This window comes from Hymenobacter sp. 15J16-1T3B (assembly GCF_020711235.1).
Classification (GTDB): Bacteria; Bacteroidota; Bacteroidia; order Cytophagales; family Hymenobacteraceae; genus Solirubrum.
In genome coordinates this window covers 110,437-135,794 of record NZ_JAJFAV010000013.1, presented here as the reverse complement: position 1 = coordinate 135,794, position 25,358 = coordinate 110,437, and the positions used below count along the sequence as shown (strand labels likewise).

Below are 25,358 nucleotides of genomic sequence, written 5' to 3'. Positions count from 1 at the left end.
TCCTCCCGGAATATTTAGCTTTTCGTAGGTTTGTGTCAGGTAGTCGGCATGCATACTACTTTCGGCTTCGAAAGCCTGGCGCGCCGGTTTTCATCATCCCAACCTTTTCCCCTCATGGAAGACCTGTTTAAGAAGTTCATCTACGCCGGCGTGGGGTTCGTTTCGCGCACCAACGACCGGGTGCAGGACACCATCAACCAGCTGGTGCAGGAAAACAAACTCTCCCAGAAGGAGGGCGAGCAAATCCTCAAGTCGCTGCAGAAAAACACCGACACCAAGCGCAAGGAGTTCGAAACCCAGATCAACAGCATCGCCAAGCGCGTGATGAAGGGCATGGGCGTGGCGTCCAGCGCCGACGTGGAGGAGCTGAAGCGCACCGTGAAGGGCTCGGGCAGCAAATCGGCGGCGGGCGCCGCGGCCAGCAGCACCAGCGGCAGCAAGAAAGCCAGCACCCCGGCGGCTTCGGCGACGGGCGCGGCCAAAACGGCGGCCAAGGCTACCACCAAAGCCGCTGGCGCGGCCTCGACCAGCGCCAAGAAATCGGCGGCGGGCAGCAAGGGCGGAGCAGCTACGGCTAAAAAGTCGGATTCGGCGGCATCCGCTGATAGCGCTTCGTAAGCCTGCCGGGTTACTAGTTTCAGCGACCCTGCCCGCGGATTCGGGGGCAGGGTTTGTTGTGTTTGCGGGCGGCTGATTTCGGGACGCAAACTGTCTCCACCTCGACAGCCGCCAAGCCCGAACAATTTCCCCATTTTCACGCCCGATGTTTAAGAACACGATGACCAACCTGGGGCGCATCCGCCAAGTGGTGGAGGTGCTGCTGCGCTACGGTTTTGAGGACGCGGTAACCACCACGGCGCTGCGGCGCTTGGTGCCGCGGCAGCGCCGCCGCACCTGGCAGCACGGCGAGCAGACGGTGTTTGAGACGTCGCGCTGGGAGCGGGTGCGCATGGTCATCGAGGAGCTGGGGCCGACTTTCGTGAAGCTGGCCCAGGTGCTCAGCAACCGCGCCGACTTGCTGCCGCAGGAGCTGGTCGACGAGTTTGCCAAGCTGCAGAGCGCGGTACCGCCCTTCGCCACCGCGGAAGCCAAGCGCATCATCGAAAAAGAGCTGGGCCAGCCGCTGGGGGAGGTGTTCAGCGAGTTTGAGGACGCGCCGCTGGGCTCGGCCTCCATCGGGCAGGTGCACAAGGCCCGCCTGCTCGACGGCACCGACGTGGTGGTGAAGGTGCAGCGCCCCGACGCCCGCGACAAAATCACCACCGACCTAGCCCTGCTGCGCGAGCTGGTGAAGCTGACCGGCGGCTACCTGCGCAAGCAGGGGCTGAGCAACCCGCAGGACATCGTGGAGGCCTTCGAGCGCAGCATGATGGCGGAGCTGGACTACACCTCCGAGGCCCGGGCCATGGACCAGTTTCGCAAGCTCTACGCCGAGTACCAGACCTTCTACGTGCCGCGGCCCTACCGCGAGCTGAGCACCAGCCGGGTGCTGGTCATCGAGTATATCAGCGGCTGCAAGATTACCGACAAGGAGCAGCTGCTGCGCTGGGGCCTGGACCCCGGCACGGTGGCCGAAACGGGCATGGACATCTACCTGACGCAGATTTTTGAGTTCGGTATCTTCCACGCCGACCCCCACCCCGGCAACGTGCTGGTGCGCCCCGACGGCACCATCGTGCTCATCGATTTCGGCATGGTGGGGCGGCTGACCAAGCAGCAGAAGTACGCCTTCGCGGGCGTGTTCATCAGCATGAGCCAGCAGGACGCGCGCGGCATGGCCCTGAACTTTCGCCGCCTGGCCATTACCGCCGACATCCGCGACATGCGCACCTTCGAGGCCGATCTGCAGCAGCTCATCGACGACTTCACCGGCCTCGACGTGAAGGAAATGAGCATGAGCGCGCTGGCCGAGCGCCTGCAAACCATCATCTACCGCTACCGCCTGCAGGTACCGGGCTCGGTGTTCCTGATTTTGCGGGCCCTGGTGATTCTGGAGGGCATCGGCAAGGTGCTGCACCCCTCGTTCAACACCTTCGAGTTTGTGCGCCCCTACGGCCGCCGGCTGATTCTGGAGCAGTATTCGGTGTCGAACGTGACCACCGAGCTGCAGTACACCGGGCAGCAGCTGCTGGCGCTGATGTACACCCTGCCGACAGATTTGCGCCAGATTGTGCGCAAGCTCAGCAAAGGCGACTTGCGCGTGCAGGCCCAGCTCGGCGGCTACCAGCCATTGCTGCGCACGGCCGAGCGGCTGGTGTCGCGCGGTATTATTACGCTGCTGGCGGTGGCGTTTCTGCTGTTTTCGGGCCTGAGCCTGCTGGGCAACTACCCCGCCGGGCAGATGCCCTACTACCACGGCCTGCCCGGCGTAACGTGGTGGGGCCTGGGCGCCACGGCCTTTTGGCTGCTGGTGCTCTTTATCCTGACCATCAGAAGAGAAAAGCAGTAACGGCGACGCGCCGGTTTACCGGCCGTCGTTGCGAGCGAAGCGCGGCACCCGCAGGAAGGCGTAGCCAATCCTTCCTCCAGGAGCACCGCCGCGGCAACCCTTCCTGACCGAAAACAGCCGCGCCCGAAACTGTAACATCAGTCTCGGGCGCGGCTGTTTTTTGCTTCTGCTAGTCGTGCCGTTTGTGCCGCGAGAGGAACGATTGCTTCGTCCTGCGTCCTCGCAATGACTAGTGGCGCCACCGCCGGGCCGCTTTGCCATGACGGCTGGTGAACCAGCGCATTCAGCCCAAAATCCGCCCGAGCTGCAGCTTCCCTCAAAACCGTGGTCTATTTTTGCACCGTGGGACTTTCTAGGATGTTACGACTGCTGGGCGCGTTTGCCGTCCTGCTCTGGTTAGGTGTGGGCCGCGCGCAGGCCCAGGTACCGTTGCTGCGCGACGTGAGCTTGCGCACCGACACGGCCACTTACCAACTTAGCCGCCATACGGTCATCGTGCAGGGCGAGCCGACGCTGTTCTTTTGGTTTCGGCGCGACGACGAGACGGTGGAGCTGCGCCTGTACCCCGAGCGCGTGGCCGGCGACAAACCCCTGCGCCTGCGCAAATCGGCCGATTTCCAGCAGCTCGACTCGCTTACCCGCGAGCCGGACGGCGCCTGGCGCACCCGCCTGAAGTTTCAGGACCTGACCAGCAGCCAGTTTATCCGGTTGGTGGTGGAGCAGCCCGGCGCGACCGGCGAAGAAACCCTGCGCGACGTGGTGCCGCTGCTGCCGGTGGCCTACACCGCCGTCAGCCTGCGCTCCGCCGACGACGAGCTGTTTGTGGGCGAAGAAAAGGTGCTGGAGCTGAACAGCTCGAACCCGCGCAACGTGCGCGCCACCGGCGAGTGGGTGCGCACCGAGGAGTTTGATTACCGCGTGACCCGGGAGCCCAACGGCACGCTGCGCCTGCACGTGCTGCCCAAGCAACTCGGGCGCCGCACGCTCACGGTGAAGCTGCAGAGCGAGCGGCCCATGCTGCAGAGCGGCGGCCGGCTCAACTACGCCCTGCCCGCGCTCCGGCAGGAATTCACCGTCAAAGCCACCCGCCTGCGCTTTCTGACGCCCGACAAGCGCATGGTGACCCTGGACGAGGCCAGCCGCCGCCGCGGTGCCGAGCTGATCCTGGACAACGGCCGCTTTTTCGAGCTGCGCCGCACCTACCGCATTGAGGACCAGGAAGAGCCCGGTGGCGCGCTCATCGGTGAATTGTTTACGCGTCAGTACCTGTCGAACGACCGGGTGCTCTGCTACCTGCGCCCCTACAACACCCACCGGCAAACCGAGGGCTACCTCTACCTCAAGCTCAACGACCAGGCGCTGTACGTCACCAACCTCGACATCACGCCCAAAACCACCATCAGCGGGGTGCAGGTGCTGCACCGCGGCGGCGACTGGACGTCCTCGCTCAGCGTGAGCCCCGGCGAAACCGTGGACGTGCGCCTGGAAGGGGAGGGGCTGCAGAAAGCGCGCTTCCACTTCGAGGATTTGCCCGTGATTCCCTCCGACTCGTCCATCCGCACCGACTCGCGGGTGGTGCTGCGCGTGCAGGTGCCGGTGACCTTCGACAAGCGCAAGAGCACCGTCATGAACGCCGGGCAGGCCACGGGCTACGCCCTGTCGGTGCGCGAGTTCCAGCGCCCGCACCCGCTGGATTTTGTATCGGTGAGCTACGGCGAAACGGCCCGGCCCATCACCCAGCTCAACGGCCCGGTGCTCTTCGGCCACACCGTGCGCGACGTGGTGTTCAACTTCAACCCCAACGGCCTCGACTCGGACAAGGCCCTCTACGGCAAGCAGTTTCTGAGCTTCGAAATCCGCACCCTGAACGCCAAGGGCGAGCTGGTGGAAATCCGCACCGTCGACAACGTAGTCATCTGCCCCGGCGACAACTCGCCGCGTTCGGTGTTTTACCAGGACAAGGCCTGCCGCACCGACGCGCTGAGCCTAAACGCCCTACTCAGCCGCAAAACCTACGACTTGGACGAGTGGAGCCGCATCATCGTGACGGTGAAGCACCAAGCCGGGCAGTACAGCGACCCGGGCTTCACGCAGGTGGTGGAGCTGGTGCTCAAGCGCACCTACAAATTCGACATCGACATCAGCTTCCCGGCCGGTCTGCTCACCCGCAAACTGGGCGAACCAAACGGCAACTACACGTCCTTCGGCGGTATTTCGCTGGCCACGCTGGCGCAGTTTAGCTTCTACAACCCCGAAAAAATCAACCGCTTACGGCCCTACAAAGTCGGGGCCGGGTTTGTGGCGCTCAATGCGTTCAACCTCAACCCGGACAACAACGCCAACCGCGACCTGGGCATCGTCATCCTGGGCTCGGTGTACCCCACCCGCCGCGACGCCAAACTGACGTTTCCGCTCTACCTCGGCGGGGGCTACCTGCTCAATAACAAGTACCACTGGTTCGTGCTGTTCGGGCCGGGCATCGGGGTGCGGCTGTAGTGGCTACACACCCTCCAGCACCAGCAGCGGCACGCCCAGCACCTCGGCCAGCCGCTGCCCGACGGCAATGGCCCGGGCGCGCTGGCGCAGGGTGAACTCCTCCATTACTTCCCCAATAATGGAATCGGGCACGGACAGCAGCAGGGTCAGGTGCTCGTAGCGGCCGGAGCTACTGATGTAGCTGTCGGTGCCGAAGCGGCCGCGGCGGCTGGCGGCGTACACGATGGTATCGGAGTGGGGCTTGAGCACCACGCGCGTGGTAGGGGGCAGGGGTGCCCAGCGGCCGGCATGCCAGCCCAGCACCCAGGTGAAGTTGCGGTAGCGCCGCCGCGCTATGTCCAGCTCGACGGCGCGGTAGCTCGTGGCAATGGCGGCGCCGATGAGCAGCAACAAGCACCCCACCGCCGGCGCTGCCAGCAGCGCAAACACGCCAAACAACAGCACCGGCAGGCCGGCCCAAAACGAGCGGGCAGAAGTGCGGACTTCGTGAATCATAACGATATAGGCGGCATGCGTCCGTCCTAAGCCGGTAGTTAAACTTGGCGTTGCTAAGGCAAGCGCTGCGGAATTGACAGTAAATTTCGCCGATTCGCCGCGCCAACACGGGCCAAATACAAAGGCCGGACACTGCTGCCCGGCCTTTAAAAGTAATATGGTTTACTGCCGTCAACTGTCCAGCGTGGAACATTTGGGCTACTTGCTAAACCCGGTTACTGCAGCTGCATTTCCTGGATGATTTGCTTGATGCGGCCGTCCAGGCCCGCCAGAGCGCCCTCGAACGACTCGTCGGCGCCGAAATTCGGTTGCTTCAGGCTAAAGTAGAACTTGATTTTGGGCTCGGTGCCGGAGGGGCGGGCCGAGACTTTGGAGCCGTCTTCGGTCAGAAACTGCAGCACGTTGGACTTCTCGTAATTCAGCGGGGTCACCTGGCCGGTGCGCAGGTCACGGGCCTGGCTCAGCTGGTAGTCGAGCAGCTGCACCACGGGCGAGCCGCCGAGCGAGGCGGGCGGATTCTGGCGCAGCTCGGCCATCATTTCCTGGATTTCCTCGGCGCCGCGCTGCCCCTTCTTGGTCAGCGAGATGAGGTCTTCCTTGTAGAGGCCGTAGGTACGGTACATCTGCTCCATTTCCTCGTAGAGCGTGCGGCCCTGGTCCTTGGCCACGGCGGCCATTTCGGCAATCAGGCAGCAGGCCGACACCGCGTCCTTGTCGCGCACGAAGTCGCCGATCATGTAGCCGTAGCTTTCCTCGCCGCCGCCGATGTAGTAGTGCCCGTCGTTCTGCTGCTCAAACTCGCGGATGATGCCGGCAATGTACTTGAAGCCCGTCAAGGTCTGGAACGAGCGGATGCCGTAGCGCCGGGCCACGTCGCCGAGCACGTCGCTGGTGACGATGGTGTAGACGATGTAGTCCTTCGTCGTATTGAGCTTGCCGGCCTGCTGGCGGGCCGACACGAGGTAGTGCGTGAGCAGGGCGGCCGTCTGGTTGCCGTTGACGAGCACCCACTCGCCGTCCTTGTTTTTCACGCCGATGCCCACGCGGTCGGCGTCCGGGTCGGTGGCAATGACGAGGTCGGCGTCGAGTTGCTTGGCCTGGTCCAGGGCCATCTGCATGGCCACTTTCTCCTCCGGGTTCGGCGACTTCACGGTGGGGAAGTTGCCGTCGGGCGTGGCTTGCTCTTCCACCACGTGGATGTTGGTGAAGCCGAAGCGTTTTAGCGCCGGCGGCACCAGGGTAATGCCCGTGCCGTGGATGGGCGTGTACACGATTTTCAGGTCGTGCTGGCGCTGAATGGCGGCCGGGTTGATGCTCAGCTTCTGCACCTGGCTCAGGTACGCATCGTCGACCTCCGCGCCGATGAGGTGAATCTTCGACTCGTCGGCCTGGAATTTCACCGCGTCCACGCCCTCAATGGCGTTGACCTCGCGGATGATGTTCTTGTCGTGGGGGGCCACCACCTGGGCGCCGTCGTTCCAGTACACCTTGTAGCCGTTGTACTCCTTGGGGTTGTGCGAGGCGGTGATGACCACGCCGCTCTGGCAGCCCAGGTGGCGGATGGTGTACGACAGCTCGGGCGTGGGGCGCAGGTCCTCGAAGAGGTACACCGTGATGCCGTTGGCCGAGAAGATGCCGGCGGCCGTCTGGGCGAAGGCGCGCGAGTTCAAGCGCGAGTCGTGGGCCACGGCCACCTTGATTTCCTGGCCGGGGAAGCTTTGCAGCAGGTAGTTGCACAGGCCCTGGGTGGCCATGCCCAGGGTGTAGCGGTTCATGCGGTTCGAGCCCACGCCCATCACGCCGCGCAGGCCGCCGGTGCCGAATTCGAGGTTGCGGTAAAAGGCGTCGTTCAGGCTTTCTTCGTCGCCCTCGGCCTGCAGTCGGGTGATTTCCGCCTTGGTTTCGTCGTCGTAGTTGCCGGTAAGCCAGGTGTTGATTTTCTGTTGAACGTCAGCGGATAGGGCCATATGCGGGGAAAGTCAAAAGGAGGGTTTTCTACGCCAAAGAAAACGGAAGTTTGCACACGGTGGAGACGGGTTTGGATAAAGCTCACATTATCATGCGATTGAAGTGCGCCCGATTTTTTCCGCACTTGCAGCCGTCTTAGCGACTGGTTTGGCGCCGGTCGGTTTCGATGCCTCCCGCCACCGTTTCGTCCCCTTTTTTTCGCTACCCCCGCTATGAAAATTCACCGTCTGGCCAGCTTGCTCATGTTCCTGCTGGCGGCCCTGCTCGTGGTGCTGCCCTTCGCGGTGGCCTTCGCCCAGAAGCCCGTCAAGACCGACGTGCTGCCCTACTTCGACCGGATTCCGGCCCCGCCCACGGCTTTCAGCCCCGCGCTCAAGCGTCCGGCCGCCCTGGCTGAGCTCGACAAACAGCTCAACCAGCTGCTGGCCGGCATCAGCACCGGCCGCACGGCCGAGCAAACGCGCGACGAGCAGGCCCACTTGAACACGGCCCGGCAGGCCCAGGCAGCGGGCATGGACAAGATGACGGACCAGCAAAAAATGGCCTATATGCAGCAACACGGCGCGGGCACGCCCGGCTACAACGCCCAAGCCATGCAGCTGGCCCAGCAGATGCAGGACCCCGCGTTTCAGGCCAAACTGGCCAAGATGAGCGACGCGGAAAAGGCCCAGTTCATGCAGGCGCAGATGGCTCCGGCCGGCAGCACTCAGCAGCGTATGGTGTCGGACCCCAGCTTTCAGGCCGCCCAGGCTGATTTCATGCAGCAAATGAAAAACCCGGCCTTCCGCGCGGCCTGGGACAAGAAGTCGGAAGCGGAGCAGGACGCCTACATGCAGCAGCTCATGCGCAAGCACGGCATGGACGAGAGCAAGATGAAGGCCATCGGCGGCACGCAACGCCCGGCCAAGCTGGCCCCGCTGGTGGCCACGCCCGCGCTGGAGGCCAACAGCAAGATGATGGAGGCCTTCAATGCCGAAATGAGCGGCAACGCTTTCACGCGGGTGCAGCAGCAGCTGCAAACCGAGCTGGAAGCGGTGAAGCAGGAGCAGCAGGCCAAGCACCAGCCCGAAGCCCGCGAGGGCGACTGCGCCGGCCAGCGCAAGAACTTCGACTTCTACCGGCAGTTCACCAAGCGCCGCCTCGACCTCTACACCAAGTACCTGCCCCAGCTGGGCACGGCCTGGGCCACCCAGAAAGCCCTGGTGAAAAACCGCGTCACGCCCTACCAGACCGAGCTGGCCAAGATTCATTACGGCGACGACATCCAGCGCCCCGAGGAAAAGAACTTCATGAGCGCCCTGGCCAGCGGCCAGCAAGTGATGGTGGGGCAGGTGCAGCAACTGGTGGGCTACAGCAGTGCTTTCTACGACCTGAACAAGGAGTACACGGACCTGAAAGCCGCCTACGACCAGCCCTTCAAATGCGAGGAAGCCGTGTGCTTTCCGGCCTACGCCCGCGTGGCCCTGCCCGAAGGCCGCGAGATACACATCAGCAAGGTGCGCCCCGGCGACGTGGTGCTCGGCTACGACGCCCTGACCGGCAAAACCGTGCCCACCCGCGTGCTGCGCCTCGACATTCACGACGAGCAGAAATACCCCTTGGTGCAGCTGACCATCGGCGCCCAGCAGGTGTACGCCGACCTCGACAGCACGCCCGGCCGCCCCTACAAGCCTGCCACCGAGCTGACCGTGACGCCCAATCACCCCATCGTAACGGCCGAGGGCCAGCAGCTGCGCGCCGACGAGCTGCGCCCCTCCGACAACGTGCTGCAGCTCGGCAGCGCCGCCGCGGTGGAAACCACCCACCTCACCGACCGGCAGGACGCCGGCGCCGTGCCCATCGTCTACAACCTGCGCACCGAAACCGGCAACTACTTCGTCGGCGGCGTACTCGTCGGCTCGAAGTAAGCACGGCGGCTCACGTAAACAAGCTACAGCAAAACGCCCCGGCCAGTTCTGGCCGGGGCGTTTTCGTTGGTGGAAAGGGGTAACCGTTACTGCACCACGAGGCGCCGCGTCAGGCGCTGCCCGTCGATGCTGAGCTGGGTAAGGTAGACGCCCGCCGCTAGGCGGCCCGGGCGGAAAGGCGCGGCGTAGGCGCCGGCGGGGCGGGTTTCGTCGAGCAGGGTGGCTACTTCGCGGCCGGCCAGGTCGAGCACGCTCAGGCGCACGTGGCCCGGGCGCTGCAGCACGAAGGGAATGGTCGTCTGCCCCGCTACCGGGTTGGGGTAGTTGGGCTGCAGCTGCCCCGCCGCCACGCTGGCCGACCGGGCACTGTTGACGAGCACGTTGGTGAAAATCGGGTCGTTGGGTTCGGTGGCTGCGGTTGAGCCGCGCACGCCGTTGAAGGCCCCGTTGGCGAGGTTGGCAACGGTCTGGCCCGTGGCCGCATCCTCAAACTTAAAGTAGGCCAGCAGAAACGCCGCCCCGGCCGGCGGGCCGCTGGTCCGGTCGCTCTGAATCTGCGCTTGCGTGCGGGCCGCGCCCCACACCATGACCTCGTCGATGTAGCCCTGCCAGCCCGAGTCGCCGGAGTTGTAGCCAATGCCGAGGCCGCTGCCGCCGCGCGCCGGGGCGCTGGTGGACGTGCCCACGGGCGTGCCGTCGAGGTACACGGTGCCGGTGGTGCCGTCCCAGGTGTAAGCAATGTGCGCCCAGGTGCGCACCGGCACGGTGCCGCCCGCCACGGCCTGGTACAGGCTCACTTGCCCGCTGCCGTTTACCCCGAACCACGGGTCGTCGTTGCCGAACTCCAGCACGGTATTGTAGGAGCCGTTGTTGCCGAAGGCGGTGCCATTGAAGTACACCCAGGCTTCCAGCGAGAAACTGCCGGTGGCGGGCAAGGCGAAGTTCGTCACCGTGACTTTATCGTCTTCGGCGCTGGTGAAACCGAGAAAATTGCCGCCCCGTTGGGCGTACGCGCTGCTGCTGAGGGCGGTGCCCAGAAGGGCCAGCAAACCCGCCTTGCGAATTAAATGCTTCATATCGAACAGGTAAAAGGTGACAGATAGGGTGAGCCGGCCGCGCAATCGGCCGCGTGGCCTGACGCGGCGGCCGCATTAGGCAAAGCAAAGAGCCAACGTCCGCCGGATCAATCACATAATCGGGTGAGCCCAAACGCAAAACGCCCCGGCCGTGGGGCCGGGGCGTCGGAACAGTGCCGGAGCAAGCGGAAAATCCGCAGTTATCTTAGAGGTTGCCGCGCAGGGCCTGCTCCCGCTCGATGGCTTCGAACAGGGCCTTGAAGTTGCCCTTGCCGAACGACTTGGCGCCTTTGCGCTGGATGATTTCGTAGAACACTGTGGGGCGGTCCTCCACCGGCTTGGTAAAAATCTGCAGCAGGTAGCCTTCCTCGTCGCGGTCCACCAGCAGGTTCAGGGCCTTGATGCTCTCCAGGTCCTCGTCGATGTGGCCCACGCGCTCGATCAGGTCCTCGTAGTAGGTCTCGGGCACGGAGAGGAACTCCACCCCGCGGCGGCGCAGCTCGGTTACCGTCGTGCGGATGTCGTGGGTGATGAGGGCCATGTGCTGCACGCCCGCATCGTGGTAGAAGTCGAGGTACTCCTCGATCTGCGACTTTTTCTTGCCCTCGGCCGGCTCGTTGATGGGGAATTTCACGAAGCCGTTGCCGTTCGACACCACCTTGGACATCAGGGCCGAGTACTCGGTGCTGATATCATCGTCGTCGAAGGTGATGAGCAGCTTAAAGCCCATCACGTCCTCGTAGAACTTCACCCACTGGTTCATTTCGCCCCAGCCCACGTTGCCCACGCAGTGGTCCACGTACTGCAGGCCCACCGGGTTGCCCTGCGGAATGTTGCTCTTGCGGGCCACGAAGCCGGGCAGGAAGGGGCCGTTGTACTTGGAGCGCTCCACGAAGGTGTGGATGGTTTCGCCGTAGGTGTAGATGCCAGCCATGGTCACCTCGCCGTTTTCATCCGATACGGTGTAGGGCTCGAAGGCGGGCTTGGCGCCGCGCTTGGTGGTTTCTTCGAACGATTTGCGGGCGTCGTCCACCCACAAGGCCATGACCTTCACCCCGTCGCCGTGCTTGGCCACGTGCTTGGTGATGTCGGAGTCGGGCAGCAGCGAGGTGGTGAGCACCAAGCGGATTTTGTTTTGCTGCAGCACGTAGCTGGCCCGGTCGCGCACGCCGGTTTCGGGGCCCGAGTAGGCCACCAGCTCAAAACCGAACGCAGCCTGGTAGTAGTAGGCCGACTGCTTGGCGTTGCCGACGTAGAATTCGAGGTAGTCGGTGCCGTTGAGGGGCAGAAAATCGACGGTTTGCGGGGCGGCCGTGGCGGCCGGGGTCAGCGTTTCCATGCGCGGGGCGGGTTTCGGGTGGAAAAAGTTGGACGTCGGGGAAAAGACGTGGTAAAAATACTGTTTCGGGCTAATTCGTGCCCGGCGTGGCGACTTTCTTGATTCTTTCCCAAATTTGCCATCGACGCCGCCCCATCCCCACACCGGCCGTCCTTGCATACCAATATGGATACCAACGCCCTGAACAAGGCCCTGACGGCCCTTTTAACGAAGAAACACGAGCTGCACCAGCTGGCCTACAGCGACTCCCGCTACGATGACGTGGAGGAGGAGCTGCACGACTTGGAGGACGATTTCAACGAGGAGTACGGCGAATTCCTGGAAGCGGCCCTGGAGAAAGTCCACGGTGACCTCAGCTCCGACACCGACGTGCTGCTGCCCACTGCCTACCTGCCCGCCGGCCTCCAGCTCACCAGCGAAGACGGCGTGTGGGTCGACTCGGAGAAGTACCCCGGCAAAGTGCGCCTGGTGCTGCTGCCCAACCCCGTGCGCTTTGTGCTGACCAGCAAAGGCCAGCAGCACGAGCTGTGGAAGGCGTAACATTGTAGTTATCAGCTGCTGGGTGCCAGTTGTCAGCCGCAAGGCTGATAGCTGGCTTCTGCATTTTAATCGGCCCACACAATAGCCCCAACAACCGGAACATGCTCTACCGCATAGCCGAGCTGGCGCACTGGCAGCAAGCCCAGCAAACGGGCTTTTTTGCCAGCCCCGATCTGCAGGCCGAAGGCTTTATTCACACCTCCGAGCGGCATCAGGTGGTGGAAACGGCCAACCGCTACTACCGCGGCCGCCGCGACTTGGTGCTGCTGGTGCTGGACGAGGCGGCGCTGACGGCCGCGGGCACGCTGGTGAAGCGCGAATGGGCCGCCGCCCGCGGGCAGTATTTTGCCCACGTGTTCGGCCCGATTCCGCTGGTCGCCGTGGTCGAAACCTGGGCCTTGGTGCCCGCCGAGTCGGGCGAATTTGACTTGCCGGCAGCTCTGCAATAAGGGCCGGGCAAAGGAGGGACCGCGCCGCGTCGTGGTACTCTTAATAGTACAAGAAATGCAGCCGGTGGTGGTGTTTTGATTAGCCAGGGAATAGTCGTTACTTACCAGACCACTCTTTCCCTGGCGCATGAATACTTCTACCCTTCGGTCCTTTTTTGCCACCCTGCTGCCGGCCGGCGCCCTGTTGCTGAGCCTCGGTGCCTGCTCCACGTCGCACTACGTGCTGGTGAAGCCCGCCGCGGGCAACAGCCAGTGGCAGGACGGCCTGCAGATGGTGGCGGCCAACAACGACAGCGTCGACGTGCGGCTGGGCGTGGCATCCACCGCCGGGCCCTGGCTGGAGTTTGACGTGACGGTACATAACCGCAGCCGCCGCCCGGTGCGGGTGGCGCCCGAAGCCTTCTACCTCGACGCGTATTCGGCTACTCCTGGCATAGGGGCCTTGCGCGTGCAGGCCGAAAACCCCGAGCAAAACATTCAGGCCCTGCAGCAACAGGCCGCCTACCACCAGCAGAAATCGGCCGCCCGGCCGGCCGCCGAAATGCTGTCTTCGCTGAGCAACCTGCTCGACGACCTCAGCAGCCGCCCGCGCCACGAAAATGCCGCCCGCCGCACGGCCCGGCAAACCCGCTATCAATCCGAAATGGCCCGCTACGAGCAGGAGCGTGCCAGCCACGCCGTGCAGGCCACCGCCGCCCGCGACCAGCAGCGGCAGCTGGAAACCACCCTGCTGCGCAGAACAACCCTCGCGCCCGGCGCCGAGCAGCGCGGGCGGGTGCGCTTCCGCCGCTACTCCGATACGGCCTCCCGGCTGCGCGTCGTGATGCCAGTGGGCGGCCGCGCCTTGGCCGCTGATTTCACCCAGCAGCGCTTCCGCCTCGATGCCCACCCGGTAGCTACGGCCCCGGCCGCCGGCCGCCGCAACTAAAAATCCGACCTGTTGCCCCGCCGCCCGGCGGCCGGTTCCGCCGAGCTGGGCGGCGCCGGCCGCCGGGCGGCTTACTTATCTATGGCTATACTTGGTTTGTTACTGCTCGGGCTGTGGCCGTGGGGTGCCCCGCCGGCCTATCAGGCCGTGGTTATCGATGCTGCTACCCGGCAGCCGCTGGCCGGCGTGGCCGTCACCGACCTGGACGCCGGCGCCACGCGCAGCACCGACGCCACCGGCCACATCACCTTGCCCGGCCCGGCGGCGCACCTGCGGCTGCGCCACTTGGGCTACGCGCCGGCCGAAGTGCTGCGCGGCGCGTTGCCGGCCGGGCAGGTCGACACCTTGCGCCTCACCCCGCAGCGCTTCGCCCTGGCCGACGTGGTGGTGCAAGGGGCGCGGCCGGTGCGGCTGTCGGGCTACGCGGGCAAGCTCAAGTACGTGGGCGGGGTGCTGCTGGTGCCCGAGTACCAGACGGCCAGCCTGTTTCGCCCGGCGCCCGGCGAGGTGGGCAGCGTGGTGCAGCGGCTCACGGCGCAGTTTCGCAACAACCACCCGACGGCCGGCCGGGTGCGCATGCGGCTGCTGCCCGTTCTGCCCACCTCGCCGTTTACGCCCGACCTGACGCGCGACTTGCTGACCGGGGAGTTGCAGTATTCGGCGGCCCAGATTGCGGCCCTGCCCAACCAGGAACTGACGGTGGAGCTGGCGTCCCACGGCATCCGGGTGCCAGCCGCGGGCCTGTGCCTGCTGGTCGAGGGCTTGCCCTCGTCGCCCGAAGAGCAGTTGGTGGAGCTGCAGCCGCCCTGGACCGTCGTGACGGCCACCGACCCGCGCAACCAGGCCACCTACCGCTCGGCCCCGGCCGACGCGTTTCCGGCCATTATGGTGGCTACCTCGGCCACGTCGGTGGAAACCACGAGCCGGCACGTGCACGGCCTGCCCTGGCGCATGTTCGACGTCGACAACCAGCACAAGCGGGTGGAAAACGCCGCCGTGTCGCTCACGTTACTGGCCGAGCCAGCACCCTGAACGACCCGGAAAAGCAACAAGCCCCGCCGAGCAGCTGCTCGGCGGGGCTTGTTAGGAAGAGAAAAAATTACTTGATGCTTACCGGCAGCTCCAGGTTCTCCCAGCGCAGCACCAGGCCCGGGCTTTCCACGGCGTAGGTCAGCCGCTCGCTCATCGAAGCCGCTTTGCGGGGCGTGGCCATGACGCGCAGCGCGTCCTGCTTTTCGTCGTACTTGAAGGCGCCCCACTGGTTGGCCGTTTTGTTGAAGATGACCGTCCACTGCTTTTCCGTCGGGATGACGAAGAAGGCGTAAGTGCCCGCCGGCAGGGCCTTGCCTTCCACCGTCACGGGCTGGTCGAAGGTAACGGTGGTGGCTTCGTTGGCGCCGGCGCGCCACACTTGGCCGTAGGGCACCAAGCCGCCCCAGATGGTGCGGCCTTTCACCGCGGGCGAGCTGTATTTCACGGTCACGGTAGCTTTGCCGGCCTTGCCGGTGGCCGTGGCAGCCGGGCTGGGCTTGGCGGCCGGGGCGTCCTGAGCCTGCGCGGTGCCGGCGTAGAAGGCGGCCATCAGCAGCACCAGAAACAGGCGTAGCAGGGAAACGGGGTTTTTCATGGGGTTTGGAAGGTAGGGTTGGGAAGAGTGAACGACGCGCGGCCCGGGCACCGAGCCCCGCGGCGCCCTACTGACGAGAGCCCGCCCGCGGGGCTGCACGCCCGGGCCGCCGGTCGAAAATACCGCATTAAGCGAAACGGCCGCTGCCCGAGGGCCCAAGTCGTAGTCCGCCACCGCAATTTCCGGCAAAACAGCCCCGGTCGGCAAGGACCGGGGCTGTCGGGCAATGGCGGGGCTGCACCGTCTTAGAAACGAACGGGGGCCTTGTGGACTTCGGCTCGCGCCTGCTCAAACCAAATCGAGTAGTGGCCTAAGCGGCACTTGCGCCGTCCGACGGGCCAACCCGGATACAGGCGGGCCAGGCTAGTTCACGTCCCACCACACCGGAGTGGTGATGTCGCCGGGCGTAAGGCCGGTGTCGGTGATGCGCGGGTTGCGCTGCAGCTCCGAGTCGGGGTAGGGCAGGCGCTTCACGAAACGGCCGCCGCCGAGCAGGTTTACCAGCGGGGCTTGCAGGCGGGGCTGATTGGTGCGGCGCGCTTCCGTCCAGGCTTCGGCGCCGTTGGTGGCGAAAAAGGAAATCCACTTCTGCACGAAGATGTAGCGCAGCTTCAGGGCCGTGGTGCTGGCCGCGGCCCAACTCACCGGCGGGCGGGTGAGGTAGGTGGCCGCGTCGGCGGCCGACACGCCGTAGCGGGTGAGGGCGGCGCGCACCCCGGTTTCGTAAAGCGTCTGCGGGTTTTCGGCGGCTGGGGCCCAGCCGCGCACGGCCGCTTCGGCTCGTAGCAGCTGGCTTTCCTCGTAGGTCAGCAGCAGCGTGGGGCGCGACTTGGCCGGCGCATCGGTGGCCGAAATGCCGGGGTAGGAGCTGCCGGCGCGGTTGACGTTGGTGAAAGCCTGCCCGATGAAGAAGGTGCCGGGGAAAGACAGGCGCACCGCGGGCGTGCCGGCGCTGGTGGTGAAGTTGTTCGGGTAGGGCGCGTTCTGCCCCGGCCGCACAAACAGGAATTCCACCGGGGTAGTCGTCAGGTCCGCGTCGAGGGCGAAGACGGGCAGGCGCGGGTCCTGGTAGCGCACCAGCGTGTCGCCGAGGTTGCTGCTGACGGCCAGGTTGTTCTGCAACCGGAAGTTGGTCTGGTAGAACGGGTTTTCCGAGTTGGTGGCCGTACCGTTGTTGAACTGGTAGCTGTCGGCGGCGCGCATAAAATTGAAGTCCGTGGCGCCTTGGTTGCGGGCGTACAGGGCCTGAATGCCGGCGCGGGCGCCCGCGGCATCCACTTCGGTCAGGCGCAGGTACAGGCGCAGCTTCAGGGTGTTGGCCAGGCGCACCCACTTCTGCATGTCGGCCTCCGTAGCGGCGCGGTAGTTCATGTCGGCCGTGCCGGGAAAGCGGCCCTGCTGCTTGGCAATGTCGGCTATGCCCTCGTCGAGCAGGCTTTGCAGGCCGGCGTAGATGTCTTGCTGCCGGTCGTACTTGGGCGTGAGGTTGGCCGAGCCCTGCAACGCCTCGCTGAACGGCACGTCGCCGTACAGATCAGTGATGACCTGGTAGGTGTGGGCCTTCAAGATCTTGGCAATGCCCACCATGCGCCACTCATTCGCGGGCGTGCCGGCGTTGATGACGTACTGAAAATCCTCCAGCGCGCCGGCATACAAGCCGCCCGAAAACTCGCGCCCGTCGAAGGTGCTGCTCGGGATGCTGAACTGGTCCCAGGCGCGGTACTGGTTGCCGCCCTGCGCAATGCCCAGGTGCTGGGCCAGGATTTCGCCCACCACGTTGTACTGCCCGCCGATGATGAAGCTGGCCGTGGCCTGCCCCGAGGGCAAGACCAGGTTGATGTCGGCGGTAGTGGGGTTGTTGGGGTCCTTGTTGATGTCGAGGAAGTCTTTCTCGCAGGCCGAGCTGCCCAGCAGCAGGCCCAGCACCGCCCCGAGTCGGATGAGTTGGGTTTTCATGTCCGTATTTGTTGCGGTGAATGGCTTACAGCGTCAGGCGCAGGCTGGCCCCGTAGGAACGGGTGCTCGGGTAGGCGTAGAACTCGTAGCCCTGGTTGTTGCCCGAGCCCAGGGAGCTGACCTCCGGGTCGACGTGGGGCTGCGAATCAGGCGTCCAGAGCGCGAGGTTGCGGCCGATGAGCGAAAACTGAATACCCGTCAGCTTCACCTTGCTCACCAGCGTGGCCGGCAACGCGTAACTCAGCGAGGCCTCGCGCAGCTTCACGTAGGAGGCGTTGAAGAGGGCATTTTCGCCCGCCGTCGATACCTGCCGCCAGTAGTTGAAGCCGCCGTCCGTCAGCACCGTGGTGTTCGGCACGTAGGTGCCCGAGCCGTCCGGGTTCGGAATGACGGAGTTCGGGTAGAGGAAGGGCTGCCGGTCGTTGGCGGTGGTTTCCTCCAGCGCCCCGGCAAACTGCAGGGTGCTGATGGTGTTCGAGAAGAACTTGCCGCCCTGCTTGGTGTCGAAGAGCACGTTCAGGCTGAGGCCCTTGTAGCCCAGCGTGGTGCCGGCCCCGGCCAAGAACTTCGGCTGGATGTTGCCCAAAGTGGTCAGCACCGGGTCGAGGCGCGGGAAGCCCGACACCGGGTCGATGACGACGCGGCCCTCATCGTCGCGCAGCATTTTGGTGCCGAAGAAGCTGCCGTAGGGCTGGCCTACGCGGGCTTCCAGGGCCACCGAGCCCAAACCGCCCACGCCGATGTTGGGCGTCACGTTGGTCACTTCGGTCACGCGGTTGCGGTTGCGGGTGAAGGTGAAGTTCAAATCCCAGGTAAAGCCGTTCTTGAGCTGCACCGGCGTCGCGTTCAGGGCCAACTCCACGCCGCGGTTTTCCATGGTGCCCGCGTTGGCCGTCTGGGCCGTGAAGCCCGAGGTGCCCGGCACCGGCACGTTCACGATGATGTTCTTGCTGACGGACTTGTAGTAGGTCAGGTCAAACCCGAGCCGGTTCTGGAAAAAACGCATTTCCAGCCCGCCCTCGTAGGCCGTGGTCAGCTCCGACTTCAGCCGCGGGTTGCCCAGCACGTTGCCCACGCGGAAGCCCGGCACGCTCTGCAGCGGGAACACGTACTGCGCCTGAAAGCCGTTGTCGACCGTCGAGCGCACGAACACCGGGTCGATCTGGTAGGGAATCGGCGGCTTGCCCACGGAGGCAATGTTGGCCCGCAGCTTGCCGAAGCTCAGGTAGTTATTCTGCAGCTTGAAGGCGTCGGTGAAGATGAAGCCCACGTTGGCGCTGGGGTAGAAGAAGGAGCGCGTGGCCTTGGGCAGAGTCGAGGTCCAGTCGTTGCGCCCGGTCAGGCCCACATACAGGTACTCGCGGTAGGCCAGCTGCACGTCGCCGAACACGCCCAGGAGGCGCTGCTTGGTGTCCACCTTGTTGTTGGTCACCACGTTGGCGTTGCTCAGGTCGTAGAAGTCGGGAATGACCAGGCCCACGCCGTCGGCCACGGTGCGCGAGGTAAGCTGCTCCTGGTAGTTGGTGCCGAACACGCCCTTCAGGGTAAAATCTTCGCCGAAGCGCCGCGTCACGTTGATGAGCGCGTCGGTGGTCAGGTTGCGCCCGAAGTTGTTGTCTTCCAGGTAGCGCCCCGCCAGGTTGTTGATGGTGCCCTGGGCAATGGTCTGCCGGCGCCGGTCCGTAAACACGTCCACGCCCTGCCGGAAGGTCAAATTCAGCCAGTCCAGCGGGTCGTAGCTCACGGTGGCCGTGCCGAACAGCCGGTCCACGTCGTCGGTGAGCAGGTTTTTGTCGAGCAGGAAGTAGGGGTTGTTGCGGAAGCCGGCGAGGTAGTAGCCCGTCAGGTCGTAGCGCGGGTCGTTGTAGTTTTTCTGGTCGGTCAAGACCACGTCGCGCGGGGTGTTGTAGATGGTTTGCAGGATGTTGGAGCGCGACTGGCCCTGCACGCCCCGGTCCCCGCCCGATTTCACGTAGGTCAGCGTGGCGCTGGTCGTCAGCTTGTTAAACAGCTGCGTGCCGCCGTTGAGGCTCACGCTGGTGCGCTTGTAGGTCGTGTTCGGAATAAACGACTTGGTGCGCACGTCGGCCAACGACACGTAGAAGTTCGAGGCCTGGTTGGAGCCCGAAAACGACACCGCGTTGTTGGTCGTCACGCCCGTCTCAAAGAAGTCCCGCACGTTGTCGGGCTTGGGCGTGAGCGGGATGGAATCGACCACCGTCGCGTTGGGGTCGGCCAGGGTGTAGGTGCGCCAGTCGGGCACGAGGCGGCCGTCCATGCGCGGGCCCCAACTCACGTTGTTTTGCGGGTCGTACACGCCGTCGGTGCCCGAGCCGTAGGTGTTCTGAAACTTGGGCAGGCGGTTCACACGGTCCAGGGTCACGGCGCTGGTCACCGCAATCTGGGAGCGGCCCTTGAGCCCGGCGCCCTTCTTGGTGGTGATGATGATGGCCCCCGACGCCGCCCGCGCCCCGTACAAGGCCGCCGCGGCCGGCCCTTTCAGCACCGTAATCGACTCCACGTTGTTCGGGTCGATGTCGGCGGCGCGGTTGGGCAAGTCCACGCCGTTGTTGAGGTCGTCGCCGTTGCCGCGCGGGGTGGCCGCGCTCAGGTTGGTCACCGCGTTGTTGCTGATGACGTTGCCGTCGACCACGTATATCGGCTGGTTGTCGCCGGTAAACGATTGCGCCCCGCGGATGACGATGCGCGTGGCCCCGCCCGCCCCGCCCGAGGCCGACGACACCTGCACGCCCGCCACGCGGCCCTGCAAGGAGCGCACGAGGTTGGGCTCACTGGCGCGGGTGATGTCCTTGTTTTCCAGCGTTTCCACCGCGTAGCCCAGGCTTTTCCGTTCCCGCTCGATGCCCAGGGCCGTCACCACCACCTCACTCAGCTGCTCGGTGCCGGCCGCCAAGCTGATGGTGAAGGTCGACTGGTTGCCAATGGCCTGCTCGATGGTGGCGTAGCCGATGGAGCTGATAACGAGGGTGCCGCCCTCGGCCGGCACGGTCAGCGAAAACGTGCCCTCGGCGTTGGTGGAGGCGCCCGTGGTGGTGCCCTTGAGCAGCACCGTGGCGCCGGGCAGGGCTTGGCCCGTGGCCCGGTCCTTCACCGTGCCCGACACGGTGCGGGTCTGGGCCGCCGCCGGCTCCACGAGGAGCACAAGAGGCACGCCGACTAGAAGTAAGGTTGGTTTCATAAGGCAGGTTGTGTGGGTGTTAGAAGGTGAGAGTTGGACGGAGCCGCGCGGCCGGCGGGCCGGGCGGAAAGGGCAAGGGCAGCGGGCCGAACGGCCGGGCAAGGCCCGCGGCTCTGCGCCGGGGCCGGGTTTCCGCCCACTCACCAAGCGGAAACTTTCGCGCACGACCGGGTTTGCAACCCCGGCCGCGGGGTCCGGCAGGTTCAGCCCGCCGCTTTGCCAAAGGCCCCGAGGCGCCGGGGCGAAAAAGTCAAGGGATGCAGCGCGGCTGCTGGGCGCCACGGCTGCCGGGAGCCAGGCGAAGGGCACGCGCGAGCCGGCCACGGCGCGGCAGGGCGCCGCGGGGCAGGGGAGCCGTAAGCGGAGAGGAGCCGGCCGGATTTTGAGCGGAAATCAGGCGGGCAAGCAGCAGGAGCGGGTGTGGCATGAGCCCGGCAGGTTGGTCTGCCCTAAGGACTCCGACCACCTACCCCGGCGAGTAAGGCCCGATAAACCTTACCCTTTTTCCAGTTCGGGCGTCAGCGGAAAAGGTAAATCCCCATCGGCGTTACCGTCAAGCTGTTGGCGGAATTCGCTGGGCGTGAGGCCGGTGGCTTGCTTGAAGGCCTTATTGAACGACACTTTGTTGTTGAACCCCACCTCGTAGGCCACTTCGATAATGTTGAGGCGGCGGCGCGAGGTCTTGCGCAACAGCTGCTGCGCCTCGGCCACGCGCAGGGCGTTGAGGTACTCGAAAAAATTGAGCCCGAGCTGCTCGTTGAGCACCTGCGAGAGGTGGTGCCGGCTTAGCCCCAGCCGCTCGGCCAGGGTGTCGAGGCGCAGCTCCGGGCGGCGGTACAGCCGCTCCTGCTGCATCAGTTGCTGCAGCCGTCGGGCCTGTTCTTGCGCCACGTGGGGCGGCAAGCCCGAGTGCAGGTAGCGCGGCGCGCGGTCGGCCGGAGTTGCTTCAGCCGGAGTAAGGGTGGCTGCCGCCGCAATCGTATCGGCAGCGCGGTGCGGGTCAGTGGCCGTGGCTGCCGCCGCAGAATCGGTAGCCGTCGGCAGCGGCTGAAACACCTGCGGCTGCACGTAGGCCAGCACGGCCACCAGGAAAATGAAGGCCGACATGGCCAGGGAAATGCCGTAGTCCCAGCGGCGCGAGAAAAACGGCAGGTCCACCAGCAGGTAGTACGACCAGTTGGCCAGCACAAAGCCCCAGTAGCAGACGGTGAGCCAGCGCACCCAGCGCGCCGCGGGGTGCCCGGCCCGGAAGCGGTGCCGCAGCCCCAGCAAGGCCAATCCGTAGAGCAGCAGCTGCGAGAGGGCCAGCCAGGGCAGCACGTGGTGGTAATCGGCCAGCCAGCCGCCGGCCTGCAAGTGGGCGCGCCGCTGGGCCGGGGACAGCAGCACCCAGGGCAGGTTCAGCAGCAAGGCCGCGGCAAACGGCAGCAGGTGCCAGCCGCGCCGCGCGGGCTGCCCGGCCAGGCTGCGCAGGTACAGGTAAAACAACGGCCCAAACAGCAGGGTGAACAGCTCCACGCTGCCGTTGAGGTAAGGGAAATACTGCAGGTAGTTGCTCCACCACAGCACGTAGTAGAGCAGCGTCACCGAAAACAGGGTCAGAATGGCTACCACGTAGCCTACGGCGGCATGCCGCCGGCCGGCCTGCAGATAGAGCAAGGGGGCCACGAACAGGCCCAGAAACGCCACCAGCGCGAAGCCAGTGGTCCACTGGTCGAGGTTGGGCTGTTTCATAGCTAAGGTGTTTTCGGTGGTGGAGCGGAGCGGAAAAGCGGGAGCTTAGGAAATGGATGCAGAAAAGGAGAAAAAGTAGCACGGAGCCGGGTGAAAAATTGTCAAGTCTCAACCCAAGCCGGCTCGATGAGCCCTGAGTACCCGGCTGAACGGTTGTGGCGGACGTTGTTCAGGCCCTGCCACTTTGGCCCCGACTGCCCCACGCGGCCCGAAACCCGGCGCCGTCGGCTGCCGCCGCGCCCGCCTCACCGGCGGCTGAGCCTCGGACAAGCCAAAAAGCCCGGCCTGCTCCAGCTGCGCAAGGCAGCCAAAGCAGGCCGGGCTTTTTATTGGCAAGGTGCTTTTGAGAAGTCCGAATCGGGCTTAGGCAAACTCGGCCAGCTCCAGCCACCGTTCCCCCTTGCTGTCGAGGTCGGCGTCGGTGCGCTTCAGCTCGGCGGCCCAGCCGGCCAGCTCCGTGTGCGAGCCGCTGCCGGAGTTCAGTTGCTCGATCAGCTGCTGCTTGCGGGCTTCCAGCTTTTCAATGTCTTTTTCCAGGGTCTCGTACTCCTTTTTTTCGGCGAAACTGAGCTTGCGTTTCTGGGCGGCCGGCGCCGAAGCCTTCACCTCGGCCGCCGGAGCGACGCCGGCGGCCGCCTTGGCCGTGCGGGCCTGCTGCTGGGCGTACTCCTCGGCTTCGTGCTCCTTCTGCCACTCGCGGTAGTCGGTGTAGTTGCCGGGGAACTGCCGCACCTTGCCGCCGGGCTCCAGCACAAACACGTGCTCCACCAGCGCATCCATGAAGTACCGGTCGTGCGAGACGATAAGCAGGCAGCCCGCAAAGTTCAGCAGGAAGTCCTCCAGGATGTTGAGGGTGATGATGTCCAGGTCGTTCGTGGGCTCGTCGAGGATCAGGAAGTTGGGGTTCTTGATGAGCACGCGCAGCAGCTGCAGGCGGCGCTTTTCGCCCCCGCTCAGCTTGCTCACCAGCGTGTACTGCTGGGCCGGCGGAAACTGGAAGTGCTGCAGAAACTGTGAGGCCGTCACCACGTCGCCGTTGGCCATTTCCACCACCTCGGCTACTTCCTTCACGATGTCGATGACGCGCTGCGACTCGTCGAATTCCAGCTCGTTCTGGGTGTAGTAGCCGAATACGGTGGTCTGGCCCGCGTCCACGGTGCCCGAATCGGGCTGCAGCTTGCCGGTGAGCATGTTCAGCAGCGTCGACTTGCCGGCCCCGTTCGGCCCGATCAAACCGATGCGGTCTTTCTTTTTGAACACGTAGCTGAAGTCCTCGAGCACCACTTTGTCGCCGAACTGCTTGTGCAGGTGCTCCACCTCGATGATTTTGCCGCCCTGCCGGGTGGTTTTCACCGACAGTTCCAGCTCGGGGCCCTTGAGCTTGGTTTTCGCCTTTTCCTGCGTTTCGTAGAAAGCGTCGATGCGGGCCTTCTGCTTGGTGCCGCGGGCCTGCGGCTGGCGCCGCATCCACTCCAGTTCCTTGCGCAGCAGGTTGCGGGCTTTTTCCACCTCGGCCGCTTCCATCTGCTCCCGCTCAGCTTTCTTCTCCACGAAGTAAGAGTAGTTGCCCTGGTAGCGGTGCACGCGGCCCTGGTCCAGCTCCACGATTTCGTTGGCCACTTTATCCAGGAAGTACCGGTCGTGGGTCACCATCAGCAGGGTGAGGGAGGGCGAGGCCAGCCGGTTTTCCAGCCACTCGATGGTGTCCAGGTCCAGGTGGTTGGTGGGCTCGTCCAGAATCAGCACCTCCGGCTCCTCGATGAGCACCCGCGCCAGGGCCACGCGCTTGCGCTGCCCGCCCGAAAGCAGGCGCACCGGCCGGTCCAGCAGCGGCCCCAGAATGCCCAGGCGGCCCAGAATCTGCTTGACCTGCGCCTCGTAGTCCCAGGCATTGAGCGCGTCCATCTGCTCCATCACCCGCTGCAACTCCTCCGACTTGTGATTCGGGTCGTTGACCACGTGCTCGTAGTCTCGGATGGCGGCCAGCGTGTCGTTTTGCGAGGCGAAAATGGTTTGCTCCACCGTCAGCTCTTCGTCGAACTGCGGCTGCTGGCCCAGAAAAGCCACTCGGATGCCCTTGCGCACCGACACCAGTCCGGTATCGGGCTGCTCGATGCCGGCCAGAATGCGCAGCAAAGTGGTTTTGCCCGCGCCGTTGATACCCACCAACGCCACGCGCTGGCCTTGCTGCAGCCCAAACGCTAAGTCGCGGAACAACCAGCGGTCCGCGTAATTTTTAGAGAGATTTTCGCCAGAAAGCAGATTCATAGCCGCAAAGGTACGGCGGCCAACGGCTAAGAAGGCAGCCCCACGCGGAAGTCGGCCTTGCCAGTGTTAAATCACCCGTACCCGGTCGCGGTGTACGTCGTCGCGCAGGATTTCCAGGCCGCGGTAGGCGAGGGGGCGGCCGGTGTTGGTGGTAAGGTCGCCGCCGTCGGCGTGCAGCCCGGCCACGTCCAGAATGAGCTGGGTGTATTTTCGTTCGCCCAGCTCGATGGCAACGGGACGGCCGTGGGAAGAATCGTAGTGAGCCAGCGCCTGGTCGATTTCCTCCAGAATGACGCTTCGGTGCATACTAGGCAAAGTGGTTTGCTGAGCAACATACGCATTTCGGCGGAATAGCCCGTTGCCCGGGACTTGCGCCGGGCATCTAAAGCCAGTATGTTGCAGTCCGAACGTTGGGGGTTTAGCTCAGCTGGCTAGAGCGGTTGCATCGCACGCAACAGGTCACCGGTTCGAATCCGGTATCCTCCACCAACGTACCCCGAAAAGACCCATATTTTCAGCGCGTTACGGCAATTATCTGAGCAGTAGGTAAAACATCGGTAAAACAACAGGCCGCCCGCACTGGCTTTGGGGCGGCCGGGCCGCATGAAACACTACTACTTTGTCAACGGCCAGCGCGTGGCCCGGCTGCCCCAGGCCAAGCCCCAGCCGCCTGCCGGAATCGAGCAATTAAAATGGTTGCTGCGGGCGCCGTACGACGGCTACGGCGTCGACGCGCGCAAGCGCCTCTGGCATTTGCCCTACACCACCGCGCACGGCCGCAAGCGGGGCTGGCAGCTGATTCGTAACGTAGTGAAAAACGGCTACGACACCTACACGCTGCGCAAGGACGGCAAGCCGGTGCAGCTCAGCCGCCGGCAGCTGCTGGGCCTGGCCTACCGCAACCCGGATTTTGTAACGTAGTGAAAA

Annotated in this window: 19 protein-coding genes and 1 tRNA gene; 10 read left to right on the top strand and 10 right to left on the bottom strand. The window is 64.7% G+C overall.

The genetic code is table 11. The features are described 5' to 3' along the window. Positions 1-114: 114 nt before the first annotated feature. The 3 genes from LJ737_RS20090 to LJ737_RS20080 all read left to right on the top strand — a co-directional run bounded on the left by LJ737_RS20090 (position 115) and on the right by LJ737_RS20080 (position 4,945). Positions 115-618: a phasin family protein gene (locus LJ737_RS20090; protein ID WP_227768543.1), complete on the top strand. Its 504-nt coding sequence runs from the start codon at positions 115-117 to the stop codon at positions 616-618. A gap of 145 nt (positions 619-763) precedes the next feature. Beyond that, the gene (locus LJ737_RS20085; protein WP_227768542.1) at positions 764-2,449 is read left to right on the top strand and encodes an ABC1 kinase family protein; all 1,686 of its coding nucleotides are present in this window, start codon (positions 764-766) and stop codon (positions 2,447-2,449) included. Positions 2,450-2,806: 357 nt separating this feature from the next. Next, complete coding sequence (locus tag LJ737_RS20080) at positions 2,807-4,945, top strand: hypothetical protein (RefSeq protein ID WP_227768541.1); 2,139 nt, start codon at positions 2,807-2,809, stop codon at positions 4,943-4,945. 3 nt (positions 4,946-4,948) lie between these two features. On the opposite strand, the gene LJ737_RS20075 is transcribed toward LJ737_RS20080, so the two are convergent. Then, positions 4,949-5,440 (bottom strand): hypothetical protein, encoded by a 492-nt coding sequence (locus tag LJ737_RS20075; RefSeq protein ID WP_227768540.1) that lies wholly within the window; start codon positions 5,438-5,440, stop codon positions 4,949-4,951. A gap of 215 nt (positions 5,441-5,655) precedes the next feature. After that, the gene (locus LJ737_RS20070; RefSeq protein WP_227768539.1) at positions 5,656-7,407 is read right to left on the bottom strand and encodes a phospho-sugar mutase; all 1,752 of its coding nucleotides are present in this window, start codon (positions 7,405-7,407) and stop codon (positions 5,656-5,658) included. Between the two features lie 213 nt (positions 7,408-7,620). Between LJ737_RS20070 and LJ737_RS20065 the strand changes: the two genes are divergently transcribed. Beyond that, positions 7,621-9,315, top strand: coding sequence for a Hint domain-containing protein (locus tag LJ737_RS20065; RefSeq protein ID WP_227768538.1), 1,695 nt, complete (start codon positions 7,621-7,623; stop codon positions 9,313-9,315). A gap of 86 nt (positions 9,316-9,401) precedes the next feature. On the opposite strand, the gene LJ737_RS20060 is transcribed toward LJ737_RS20065, so the two are convergent. Beyond that, positions 9,402-10,391 carry a LamG-like jellyroll fold domain-containing protein gene (locus LJ737_RS20060; protein WP_227768537.1) on the bottom strand — a complete coding sequence of 330 codons (990 nt, stop codon included), beginning with the start codon at positions 10,389-10,391 and terminating at the stop codon, positions 9,402-9,404. Between the two features lie 205 nt (positions 10,392-10,596). Beyond that, positions 10,597-11,730 carry a 4-hydroxyphenylpyruvate dioxygenase gene (gene hppD, locus LJ737_RS20055; RefSeq protein WP_227768536.1) on the bottom strand — a complete coding sequence of 378 codons (1,134 nt, stop codon included), beginning with the start codon at positions 11,728-11,730 and terminating at the stop codon, positions 10,597-10,599. A 165-nt stretch (positions 11,731-11,895) separates the two neighbouring features. Here hppD and LJ737_RS20050 point away from each other — a divergent pair, with 165 nt between their 5' ends. The 4 genes from LJ737_RS20050 (at position 11,896) to LJ737_RS20035 (ending at position 14,679) form a co-directional block, all read left to right on the top strand. Then, positions 11,896-12,270, top strand: a complete 375-nt coding sequence (locus tag LJ737_RS20050) for a hypothetical protein (protein WP_227768535.1) — start codon at positions 11,896-11,898, stop codon at positions 12,268-12,270. 101 nt (positions 12,271-12,371) lie between these two features. After that, the gene (locus LJ737_RS20045) at positions 12,372-12,719 is read left to right on the top strand and encodes a DUF952 domain-containing protein (RefSeq protein ID WP_227768534.1); all 348 of its coding nucleotides are present in this window, start codon (positions 12,372-12,374) and stop codon (positions 12,717-12,719) included. A gap of 127 nt (positions 12,720-12,846) precedes the next feature. Then, complete coding sequence (locus LJ737_RS20040) at positions 12,847-13,647, top strand: hypothetical protein (protein WP_227768533.1); 801 nt, start codon at positions 12,847-12,849, stop codon at positions 13,645-13,647. Positions 13,648-13,728: 81 nt separating this feature from the next. Then, positions 13,729-14,679: a peptidase associated/transthyretin-like domain-containing protein gene (locus LJ737_RS20035; RefSeq protein WP_227768532.1), complete on the top strand. Its 951-nt coding sequence runs from the start codon at positions 13,729-13,731 to the stop codon at positions 14,677-14,679. A gap of 67 nt (positions 14,680-14,746) precedes the next feature. Here LJ737_RS20035 and LJ737_RS20030 read toward each other — a convergent pair whose 3' ends face one another. The 6 genes from LJ737_RS20030 to LJ737_RS20005 all read right to left on the bottom strand — a co-directional run bounded on the left by LJ737_RS20030 (position 14,747) and on the right by LJ737_RS20005 (position 24,737). Further along, positions 14,747-15,274 carry a DUF2911 domain-containing protein gene (locus LJ737_RS20030; RefSeq protein WP_227768531.1) on the bottom strand — a complete coding sequence of 176 codons (528 nt, stop codon included), beginning with the start codon at positions 15,272-15,274 and terminating at the stop codon, positions 14,747-14,749. A 363-nt stretch (positions 15,275-15,637) separates the two neighbouring features. Next, positions 15,638-17,230: a SusD/RagB family nutrient-binding outer membrane lipoprotein gene (locus tag LJ737_RS20025; protein WP_227768530.1), complete on the bottom strand. Its 1,593-nt coding sequence runs from the start codon at positions 17,228-17,230 to the stop codon at positions 15,638-15,640. Between the two features lie 25 nt (positions 17,231-17,255). Next, complete coding sequence (locus LJ737_RS20020; RefSeq protein ID WP_227768529.1) at positions 17,256-20,429, bottom strand: SusC/RagA family TonB-linked outer membrane protein; 3,174 nt, start codon at positions 20,427-20,429, stop codon at positions 17,256-17,258. A gap of 495 nt (positions 20,430-20,924) precedes the next feature. After that, positions 20,925-22,163, bottom strand: a complete 1,239-nt coding sequence (locus LJ737_RS20015) for a helix-turn-helix domain-containing protein (RefSeq protein ID WP_227768528.1) — start codon at positions 22,161-22,163, stop codon at positions 20,925-20,927. 363 nt (positions 22,164-22,526) lie between these two features. Continuing rightward, a complete protein-coding gene (locus tag LJ737_RS20010; protein ID WP_227768527.1) occupies positions 22,527-24,431 on the bottom strand; it encodes an ABC-F family ATP-binding cassette domain-containing protein in 1,905 nt (634 codons plus the stop codon). A gap of 66 nt (positions 24,432-24,497) precedes the next feature. After that, entirely contained in the window at positions 24,498-24,737 is a 240-nt protein-coding gene (locus LJ737_RS20005) for a hypothetical protein (protein WP_227768526.1), read from the bottom strand. Positions 24,738-24,843: 106 nt separating this feature from the next. Between LJ737_RS20005 and LJ737_RS20000 the strand changes: the two genes are divergently transcribed. Both LJ737_RS20000 and LJ737_RS19995 read left to right on the top strand, forming a co-directional pair. Beyond that, positions 24,844-24,920, top strand: a tRNA-Ala gene (locus tag LJ737_RS20000). Positions 24,921-25,034: 114 nt separating this feature from the next. Next, positions 25,035-25,352, top strand: coding sequence for a hypothetical protein (locus LJ737_RS19995; protein ID WP_227768525.1), 318 nt, complete (start codon positions 25,035-25,037; stop codon positions 25,350-25,352). Positions 25,353-25,358: the final 6 nt, after the last annotated feature.

Bases quoted from the DNA above. Each gene is read 5' to 3' on its own strand.
- LJ737_RS20090 (WP_227768543.1), top strand. From the start codon at position 115: ATGGAAGACCTGTTTAAGAAGTTCATCTACGCCGGCGTGGGGTTCGTT.
- LJ737_RS20085 (WP_227768542.1), top strand. From the start codon at position 764: ATGTTTAAGAACACGATGACCAACCTGGGGCGCATCCGCCAAGTGGTG.
- LJ737_RS20080 (WP_227768541.1), top strand. From the start codon at position 2,807: ATGTTACGACTGCTGGGCGCGTTTGCCGTCCTGCTCTGGTTAGGTGTG.
- LJ737_RS20075 (WP_227768540.1), bottom strand. From the start codon at position 5,440: ATGATTCACGAAGTCCGCACTTCTGCCCGCTCGTTTTGGGCCGGCCTG.
- LJ737_RS20070 (WP_227768539.1), bottom strand. From the start codon at position 7,407: ATGGCCCTATCCGCTGACGTTCAACAGAAAATCAACACCTGGCTTACC.
- LJ737_RS20065 (WP_227768538.1), top strand. From the start codon at position 7,621: ATGAAAATTCACCGTCTGGCCAGCTTGCTCATGTTCCTGCTGGCGGCC.
- LJ737_RS20060 (WP_227768537.1), bottom strand. From the start codon at position 10,391: ATGAAGCATTTAATTCGCAAGGCGGGTTTGCTGGCCCTTCTGGGCACC.
- hppD (WP_227768536.1), bottom strand. From the start codon at position 11,730: ATGGAAACGCTGACCCCGGCCGCCACGGCCGCCCCGCAAACCGTCGAT.
- LJ737_RS20050 (WP_227768535.1), top strand. From the start codon at position 11,896: ATGGATACCAACGCCCTGAACAAGGCCCTGACGGCCCTTTTAACGAAG.
- LJ737_RS20045 (WP_227768534.1), top strand. From the start codon at position 12,372: ATGCTCTACCGCATAGCCGAGCTGGCGCACTGGCAGCAAGCCCAGCAA.
- LJ737_RS20040 (WP_227768533.1), top strand. From the start codon at position 12,847: ATGAATACTTCTACCCTTCGGTCCTTTTTTGCCACCCTGCTGCCGGCC.
- LJ737_RS20035 (WP_227768532.1), top strand. From the start codon at position 13,729: ATGGCTATACTTGGTTTGTTACTGCTCGGGCTGTGGCCGTGGGGTGCC.
- LJ737_RS20030 (WP_227768531.1), bottom strand. From the start codon at position 15,274: ATGAAAAACCCCGTTTCCCTGCTACGCCTGTTTCTGGTGCTGCTGATG.
- LJ737_RS20025 (WP_227768530.1), bottom strand. From the start codon at position 17,230: ATGAAAACCCAACTCATCCGACTCGGGGCGGTGCTGGGCCTGCTGCTG.
- LJ737_RS20020 (WP_227768529.1), bottom strand. From the start codon at position 20,429: ATGAAACCAACCTTACTTCTAGTCGGCGTGCCTCTTGTGCTCCTCGTG.
- LJ737_RS20015 (WP_227768528.1), bottom strand. From the start codon at position 22,163: ATGAAACAGCCCAACCTCGACCAGTGGACCACTGGCTTCGCGCTGGTG.
- LJ737_RS20010 (WP_227768527.1), bottom strand. From the start codon at position 24,431: ATGAATCTGCTTTCTGGCGAAAATCTCTCTAAAAATTACGCGGACCGC.
- LJ737_RS20005 (WP_227768526.1), bottom strand. From the start codon at position 24,737: ATGCACCGAAGCGTCATTCTGGAGGAAATCGACCAGGCGCTGGCTCAC.
- LJ737_RS19995 (WP_227768525.1), top strand. From the start codon at position 25,035: ATGAAACACTACTACTTTGTCAACGGCCAGCGCGTGGCCCGGCTGCCC.